Source organism: Ramlibacter sp., assembly GCF_013697775.1.
In the GTDB taxonomy this organism is placed as follows: domain Bacteria; phylum Pseudomonadota; class Gammaproteobacteria; order Burkholderiales; family Burkholderiaceae_C; genus Ramlibacter.
In genome coordinates this window covers 1-6962 of sequence record NZ_JACCWG010000126.1, presented here as the reverse complement: position 1 = coordinate 6962, position 6962 = coordinate 1, and the positions used below count along the sequence as shown (strand labels likewise).

Genomic DNA, 6962 nt, shown 5'->3' with positions numbered 1-6962 from the left:
GCAGGCGGCCGGCCCGCAGGCGCGGCGCAGTGGCGGCGTCGATCACCGGCACCGGCGCACCCAGCAGCGCCCACGACGCGCGCTGGAACGGCTGCGACTGCTCCAGGTACACCGCGTCCACCGGCAGGCCGGCGTCTTCCAGCAGCGCATAGCGCGGCAGCACGTCGAACAGCCAGTGGAAATAGACCTGCTGGCCCGGATGCGTGAGCGCGGCCACCGTGCCGCGTTCGCGCCGCTGCGGCCCGAACCACACGCCGGGATGCCACGGCGCCGCCCGGTCGCGCTCGCCGCGGGGCAGCGCACGCGCATTCCAGCCCAGGTGCCGGCCCCAGCGGTCGCGGCAGCTGCCGAAACGGTCCGCATGGCCGTGCGGCAGCGCGTAGAGGCCGGCCTCCGGGCTGTGCGCATACAGCTGCGGCTCGTGCGCGAACACGGCCGGCGGCGCGGCCAGCGTGTGCAGCGGCGCGGTGCGGCGCAGCGCCTCGGGCGCGCGCAGTGCGCGGTAATTGGAAACTGTGTTCATCCGTCGCGCGCTCCGCGCAGGCCGCGCCAGGCGGCGCGCAGCCGCAGGTAAGGCCGCGCCAGCGGGTCGACGAGGGCTTGCAGCTTGCGCCACTTCTGCTCGAACTCCAGCCGGTCGGCGGCGATACAGGCGACGCGGTCCATGGCGCGTTCGGCGCCCAGGGCGTCCTGCAGCACGCGCACGATTTCCATTTCGGCCTTCACGCCCAGCATGCCGGTCTTGGCGGCCGAATGGATGCGGTAGGCCGACAGCTCGGCGTCGATGGTGCCGGGCGCCGCCCGCGCCAGCAGCCGCAGCCACAGCTCCAGGTCCATCGCGTAATGCAGGTCCAGGCGGACGCGTCCGCCGGCCTGGTCGAACAGCGCGCGCGAGAAGAAGGTGCTGGGCTGCGCGAACCAGTGCGTGCGCCAGTCGCTCAGGCCCGCCGCGTCGCGCAGGCCGTGGGGCGCGCCATAGGAGCGCGTGCGCTGGCCGCGCTCGTCGATGAAATGGCCGCCGCCGATCCACCAGCGCGTCTCGGGTGCGCGCGCGATGTGTGCGCGCAGCGCGCGCAGCGCGCCGGGCAGCAGCAGGTCGTCGGAGTTGAGCCAGAACAGCCACTCGCCGGTGCAGCGCGCGAAGCCCTTGTTCAGCGCGTGGCTCTGGCCGTCGTCGCGCTCGCTGACCCACCAGGCCAGCCGGTCTTCGTGGCGGCGGATGACGTCTACCGAGCCGTCGGTGCTGCCGCCGTCGACCACCACGATGTCCAGCGCGGGGTCCTGCTGCGCCAGCAGCGAGCGCAGCGTGGCGTCGAGGAACTGCGCCTGGTTGAACGACGGCACGACGACCGAGATGCGGAATGCGTCCATGCGTTCAGACGCGAGCGAATGCCGCGCGCCCCTGCCACCACTCGCGCGCCAGCGTGCGCAGCGGTCGCAGAGCGGGCGGCAGCGGGCGCGTGCGCACCGGAATGTCCATGCCGCGCAGGCGCCGCAGGCTGCGCCGCATGGCGATGAGGTAGCCGCGGTAGTAGGCACGCGCGCCCTGGCCCACCTCGAAATGGCTGAACGTCAGCGCGAGATGGCTGCCCACCAGGCGAAAGCCGTGGAAGTGGTAGAAGGTCGCCGCCAGAGCGCCGTCGCGCCGGTGGAAGAAGCGCGCGTTCCAGGGGCCGACGGTGCGCTCGCGCGCTCCGAGCACGTGCACGCTATCGGCGAAGCGCTGCGGCCACTCGTCCAGGTACTTCTGGTCGCCGAAGCGCCCCGGTTCGACGCGGTCGTAGCACCACTCGATGCACTGCCCCTGCCAGTCCGCCAGCACCTCGAACGCCGCGGCGCTGCGCCGGAACGTCATGAACTGCACGCAGAAGCGCCCGCTCTGGGCGCTGTAGTCGTACTCGGGGTCGTAGGCGTGTTCGGTCAGCAGCACCTGCTTGCCGGAGGCCTCGAAGTCGCCCAGCAGCGACGCGGGGCTTGCGAAGAAGTACAGGTCCGCGTCGACGTAAGTCACGCGCTCGGCCTGCGGCGCACGCTCGAACACGAACGAGGGCACGAACGGCGTGAGGGTCCAGCAGTATTCGCCCGCCGTGCGGTCCGGCTTCACCGCGCGCAGCGCGGGCGTCTCGGCCTCCGCCAGGCGGACAAGCGATACGCGCGGCAGCGACAGCCGGGTGAGCTGCGCATGAACCGGCTCGTCCATGCAGACGATCCACAGCCAGGCCGCCGGGTCTTCGCGCAGCAGCGACTCGTGCAGGCACAGCCCGTACGGCAGGAAGGCGCTGTCGAACAGCGTGACGTAGTGCTCAGTGCGCGCCATAGCGGTTCAGGGCCTCGGCGACGCGGTCGGCATCGGCATCCGTCATCTGCGGATGGCAGGGAATGGACAGGCAGGTGTCCGCATGGCGCTCGGTCGCGGCCAGGCCGAGCGGGTCGCGCGCGAGCGACACGCAGGGCGCCTGCAGGTGCACCGGGATCGGGTAGTGGATGAGGCTCTGCACGCCTTGCGCCTGCAGGTGCGCCATCAGCGCCTCGCGCTCGGGCGTGGTGACCACGAACAGGTGGTGCGCGTGGCTGTCCGGCTGCGCGGGCGCGGCCAGCAGGCCGATGCGCGGGTTGCGGATGGCGGCGCGGTAGCGGCCGGCGATGTCCTGGCGGCGGCGCGTGAATTCCACCAGCCATTGCTGGCGTGCCTGCAGCAGCGCCGCCTGGAGTTCGTCCAGCCGGCTGTTGAGGCCTTCGGCGACGTGCACGTAGCGCGTGCTCTGGCCGTAGTTGCGCAGCATCCGCGCCCGCTCGGCCAGCGCGTCGTCGCCGGTCACGATGGCGCCGGCGTCGCCGATGGCGCCCAGGTTCTTGGTCGGGTAGAAGCTGTAGGCGCCGAAGCGGCCGACGCTGCCGGCCGGCCTGCCGTTCCAGGCGGCGAGGTGGGCCTGCGCGCAGTCTTCCAGCAGCAGCACGCCGGCATCGCGCGCCCAGGCGTCCCAGCCGTCCAGGTCGCGCACCTGTCCGTACAGGTGCACCAGCAGCAGGGCCTTGGTGCGCGGCCCCACGCAGCGCTGCACGCTGGCGCGGTCCAGCAGCGCCGTCGCCGGGTCGATGTCGGCCAGCACCGGCGTGGCGCCGGCGCGCAGGATCGCCAGCACGGTGGCGAAGGCGGTCATCGAGGTGGTGATCACTTCGTCGCCGGGACCGATGTCCAGCGCGCGCAGGCCGATCTCGATGGCGTCCATGCCGTTGGCCACGCCCACCGCATGGGCAGTGCCGCAGGCGGCGGCCCAGCCCGCCTCGAAGGCCTTGACCTCGGGGCCGAGCACGTACCAGCCGGAGCGCAGCACGCGCTCCACCGCCTGCAGCTCGGCCTGGCGCAGCGCCTCGGGTTCGGCCTTGAAGTCGTTGAGCGCGATCATGCGTCGGTGTCCCAGTAGTGCTGCCGGTGTTCGCAGACGAAGGCGATGGTGCGGGCCAGCCCCTCGCGCAGGCCCACGCGCGGCTGCCAGCCCAGCTCGGCCTCGATGCTGCGGAACTCGCCGTAGTAGTCGCCGATGTCGATGGCCTTGCGCTCCGGCGGGAACGGCACGATCTCGTAGCTGCCGCCGCCGGGCAGCAGGTCCACGCACATCTGCGCCACGTCCTTGAGCGACACCACCTCGCGGCTGCCCAGGTTGTAGACGCGGCCGTCCGCCTTCGGGTCGGTGGCGGCGCGCAGCAGCGCGTCCACGCAGTCGTCCACGTAGTTGAAGTCGCGCAGCTGCAGCCCGTCGCCGAACACCAGCAGCGGCTTGCCTTCCACCAGCCGGCGCACCCAGATGCCCAGGAAGGTCTGGCGCGCGTCCTTCACCCGCATGCGCGGGCCGTAGGTGTTGGTCAGGCGCAGCGCGCAGGCGCGGATGCCGTAGACGTTGTTGTACAGCAGGTGGTACTGCTCGCCCGCCAGCTTGTTGACGCCGTTGACGTCCACCGGGCGGATCGGGTGGTTCTCGTCGACCGGCAGGTAGTCGGGCTTGCCGTACAGCTGGCGCGTGCTGGCATAGACGATCTTGATGCCCGGGTTGTGCTTGCGGCAGGCCTCCAGGATCGACAGCTGCGCGCCGGCGTTGATGTCCAGGTCGGCGTGCGGCTCGGTCATCGAGTCCAGGTGGCTGGTCTGGCCGGCCAGGTTGAACAGCAGGTCGTGCCCCTGCACCAGGTGTGCCATCGCGTAGGGGTCGCGCACGTCGCAGATGTTCACCTCCACGCGGCCGCGGACAGGCTCGATGTTGAACGGGTTGCCGCCGTATTGCGGGATCAGGCTGTCCACCAGCGTCACGCGCGCGCCTTCTTCCACCAGCCGCGCGGCCAGGTTGGAGCCGATGAAGCCGAGGCCGCCGGTGACGAGCACGCGGGCGGCGTCCAGCGGACGCTGTGTCATTCGGTGCTCCGTCATTCGATCTTCTCCGCAAGCACGATCTGGTCGAGGTAGAGGTCGGGGTTGTCCGGCAGCAGCGCCGCGAACAGCAACCCGAGCAGCGTGGTCGGCGCGATCAGCAGCAGCTGCGCCAGCCAGTTGAGCGCATTGGAGCGGCTGCGCGTGACCTTGTAAAGGTAGGCGTTGGTCAGCTGCGCCAGCACGCCCGCGCCGCTGCACAGGCGCTGCTGCTCGATCAAGCGCAGCCCGTGGTTTTCCAGCAAGGCCTTCAGGCCGAAGGTGGTGTAGCGCGCGTAGTCGCGCGGCTGCTCGTGCTCGTCCCACACGAACGGCACGGTCAGCAGCAGCTGGCCGCCCGGGCGCAGCACCCGGGCGATTTCCACCACGAAGCGCTCGGGCACGAACACGTGCTCCAGCACCTGGCTGCAGAACACCGCGTCCATGCTGGCCGCCGGGAAGGGAAAGGTCGTGCCGTCGTAGTAGGCGTCGGCGCCCTGGCGCGCGCGCGCTTCGGGCGTGTCGATCTCCAGCCCGATGTAGTGGCGCACCGCGAACAGGCTGCGGTAGGGCGTGGTTCCGCAGCCCACGTCGAGCAGCGTGCCGCCCAGCCGCGGCGCGAGTTGCCGGATCGCCCGGCGCAGGTGGCGCCGGGCGAAAAAGAACGGATTGGTCCAGATGGCCAGCAAGCCCGGGTCGAACTGCTGGCGCGCGACGTAGCGCCGCAGGCGGCCGATCACGGGGTCCTCCTCAGAATCCATCCATGCAGCGCCGCATCCCCGGTGTCGGTGCGCAGCGGCGCGTTGGCGCAAGCATAGTCGGCCAGCAGCTCCCAGCCATCGCCCAGCGCCTGCAGCAGGGGCGCGCGGGCGAGGATCCAGCAGGGATAGCTCGCCGGGTAGATGGACGGCGGCACCTGCTGCACGATGACGCGGTCGCCGGCCGCATCGGCCAGCGGCGTGCGGTCGATCAGGATGTAGCGCGCCCCGGTGCGCCCCAGGGCGGCCAGCACGGCATGCGGGTCTGGCAGGTACTGCAGAGAGCTCGCGGCGATGGCCACGTGCGGCGGATGCGCCGCGGCGGCTTCGTCGATCGTGCGGTGGAACGTCAGTTCGTCCGTCGTGTAGCGGGCTTGGCCGGCCTGCACCACGTGCTCCTGTTCCACCACCGCCCAATGCAGCCGCGGCAGCACCGAGAGGAACCCGCGGCACTGGCGGTAGGTGCTTCCCAGCGATCCGCCGAAGTCCAGCACCCGCAGCGGCGCTGGTGCCTCCGCCGCGGCGCGCAGCAGGCCGGCGAGCAGCGCGAACGGATGCTCCATCCGCGCGAAGGCGACCGAGTCGCGCTCGAACGCGGCATCTCCGGCAAGCACGCGCTGAGTCGTGGCCTCGACCCGCCGCAGGATCTCCTGGGTGCCGTAGCCGGCGGACGCCGCCGCCGCGGTGTCCCAGTCAGGGCAGGTGCGGCCGACCGGCATGCCGAGGTCGGCGGGAGCGGCTCCACGCGCGGCGCGCAGCGCGCGCAGCAGCACGGGCGGCAGCAGTTCTCGGACGATGGAGCGTGCGCCCATGGTGTCAGCGCCGGCGCAGCAGCAAGCGCAGCCGCGCGCGCCAACCGGCGCGATGCGGCGCCCGCGTGGACGCGAGGAAGCGGGCGACTTCCCGCCGGGCGTCTGTATCTTCGCGCAGCGCGATGCGCTCGACGCACACGGGCGCGCCGGCGAACCGGGCCTCGAACACCCGCGTGTCCCCGGAGTGCGTGCCGGAAGCGTCGTTGCCGATGTTGTGCACCAGGTTGTGCCCCGGATACAAGGTCAGCATGCTGCGCAGGAAGGCCGAGGCGTGCCAGCGGATTGCCCAGGAGTCGTTGCGCCCGGCAATCTGGTCTTCCAGCATGCAGGTGTAGGGATACGCGCCGTCCAGGTCGAAGGCGCGGGTGAGGTTGGCCGCGCGCAGCTGCGCGAGCAGCCGCGCGCCGTCGGCGTCGAAGTGCCGCCAGGCGCGTGCCCAGGTGGCCCAGCCCCAGCAGTCCGCGCCGCGCAGGAAGAACGTGGGCGGCGGCATGCGCGCCAGCGGGTACAGGTAGGCGTGCACGCTGGCCACAGCGTCGTCGTCCGCGTAGAGCGCCAGGGCGTCGTTCATGTAGCGCAGGAAGCCCGGCGCGACCACCAGGTCGTCTTCCACGACGATAACGCGGCCGTGCTCGCCCAGCACGCGCGTCACGCCCGCGATGACCGAGCTCGCCAGGCCGGCATTTGCTTCGCGCCGGTGCACCTCCACCGCAGCGAAGCCGTCGATGCGCGCGGTGAGTTCGCGCACCGCCGCCACGCCGGCCGCGTCGGCCGCGCCCTTGGGTCCGTCGCAGAACACGATGAGCCGGCTGGCGGCGGCCTCGGGGTTGGCGCGCAGCGATGCGAGCGCGCGCGCCAAGTGGTCCGGGCGCTTGTACGCGAACAGGGCGATGGGGGCGAGGGCGTGCGTCATGCCGTGCGCCTCACGCCCACATTCGCAGGCCCAGCAGCATGCGCGCCAGGTTGGCGGCCACGCGGGCGTCCAGCGCC

8 protein-coding genes are annotated in these 6962 nt (G+C 71.9%); all 8 read right to left on the bottom strand.

Annotated elements, in window-relative coordinates:
• Positions 1 to 523: hypothetical protein (locus H0U68_RS06485; RefSeq protein ID WP_296353809.1), on the bottom strand; the 523-nt coding region annotated here is incomplete at its 3' end.
• Positions 520 to 1371 carry a glycosyltransferase family 2 protein gene (locus H0U68_RS06480; protein ID WP_296353807.1) on the bottom strand — a complete coding sequence of 284 codons (852 nt, stop codon included), beginning with the start codon at positions 1369 to 1371 and terminating at the stop codon, positions 520 to 522. The genes H0U68_RS06480 and H0U68_RS06485, both read right to left, overlap by 4 nt.
• A gap of 4 nt (positions 1372 to 1375) precedes the next feature.
• Positions 1376 to 2317, bottom strand: a complete 942-nt coding sequence (locus H0U68_RS06475) for a hypothetical protein (RefSeq protein ID WP_296353806.1) — start codon at positions 2315 to 2317, stop codon at positions 1376 to 1378.
• Positions 2304 to 3407 carry a DegT/DnrJ/EryC1/StrS family aminotransferase gene (locus H0U68_RS06470; RefSeq protein WP_296353805.1) on the bottom strand — a complete coding sequence of 368 codons (1104 nt, stop codon included), beginning with the start codon at positions 3405 to 3407 and terminating at the stop codon, positions 2304 to 2306. Before H0U68_RS06470 ends, H0U68_RS06475 begins: the two co-directional genes overlap by 14 nt.
• Positions 3404 to 4408, bottom strand: a complete 1005-nt coding sequence (locus H0U68_RS06465) for an NAD-dependent epimerase/dehydratase family protein (protein ID WP_296353803.1) — start codon at positions 4406 to 4408, stop codon at positions 3404 to 3406. The genes H0U68_RS06470 and H0U68_RS06465 overlap by 4 nt, the downstream gene beginning before the upstream one ends.
• An 11-nt stretch (positions 4409 to 4419) precedes the next feature.
• Positions 4420 to 5142: a class I SAM-dependent methyltransferase gene (locus H0U68_RS06460; protein ID WP_296353801.1), complete on the bottom strand. Its 723-nt coding sequence runs from the start codon at positions 5140 to 5142 to the stop codon at positions 4420 to 4422.
• Positions 5139 to 5972, bottom strand: a complete 834-nt coding sequence (locus tag H0U68_RS06455) for a methyltransferase, TIGR04325 family (RefSeq protein ID WP_296353800.1) — start codon at positions 5970 to 5972, stop codon at positions 5139 to 5141. Before H0U68_RS06455 ends, H0U68_RS06460 begins: the two co-directional genes overlap by 4 nt.
• A 4-nt stretch (positions 5973 to 5976) precedes the next feature.
• The gene (locus H0U68_RS06450; RefSeq protein ID WP_296353798.1) at positions 5977 to 6885 is read right to left on the bottom strand and encodes a glycosyltransferase; all 909 of its coding nucleotides are present in this window, start codon (positions 6883 to 6885) and stop codon (positions 5977 to 5979) included.
• Positions 6886 to 6962: the final 77 nt, after the last annotated feature.

What these genes read in the sequence shown, in the direction of transcription:
- H0U68_RS06480 (WP_296353807.1), bottom strand. Translation starts at nt 1,371, where the DNA reads ATGGACGCATTCCGCATCTCGGTCGTCGTGCCGTCGTTCAACCAGGCG.
- H0U68_RS06475 (WP_296353806.1), bottom strand. Translation starts at nt 2,317, where the DNA reads ATGGCGCGCACTGAGCACTACGTCACGCTGTTCGACAGCGCCTTCCTG.
- H0U68_RS06470 (WP_296353805.1), bottom strand. Translation starts at nt 3,407, where the DNA reads ATGATCGCGCTCAACGACTTCAAGGCCGAACCCGAGGCGCTGCGCCAG.
- H0U68_RS06465 (WP_296353803.1), bottom strand. Translation starts at nt 4,408, where the DNA reads ATGACACAGCGTCCGCTGGACGCCGCCCGCGTGCTCGTCACCGGCGGC.
- H0U68_RS06455 (WP_296353800.1), bottom strand. Translation starts at nt 5,972, where the DNA reads ATGGGCGCACGCTCCATCGTCCGAGAACTGCTGCCGCCCGTGCTGCTG.
- H0U68_RS06450 (WP_296353798.1), bottom strand. Translation starts at nt 6,885, where the DNA reads ATGACGCACGCCCTCGCCCCCATCGCCCTGTTCGCGTACAAGCGCCCG.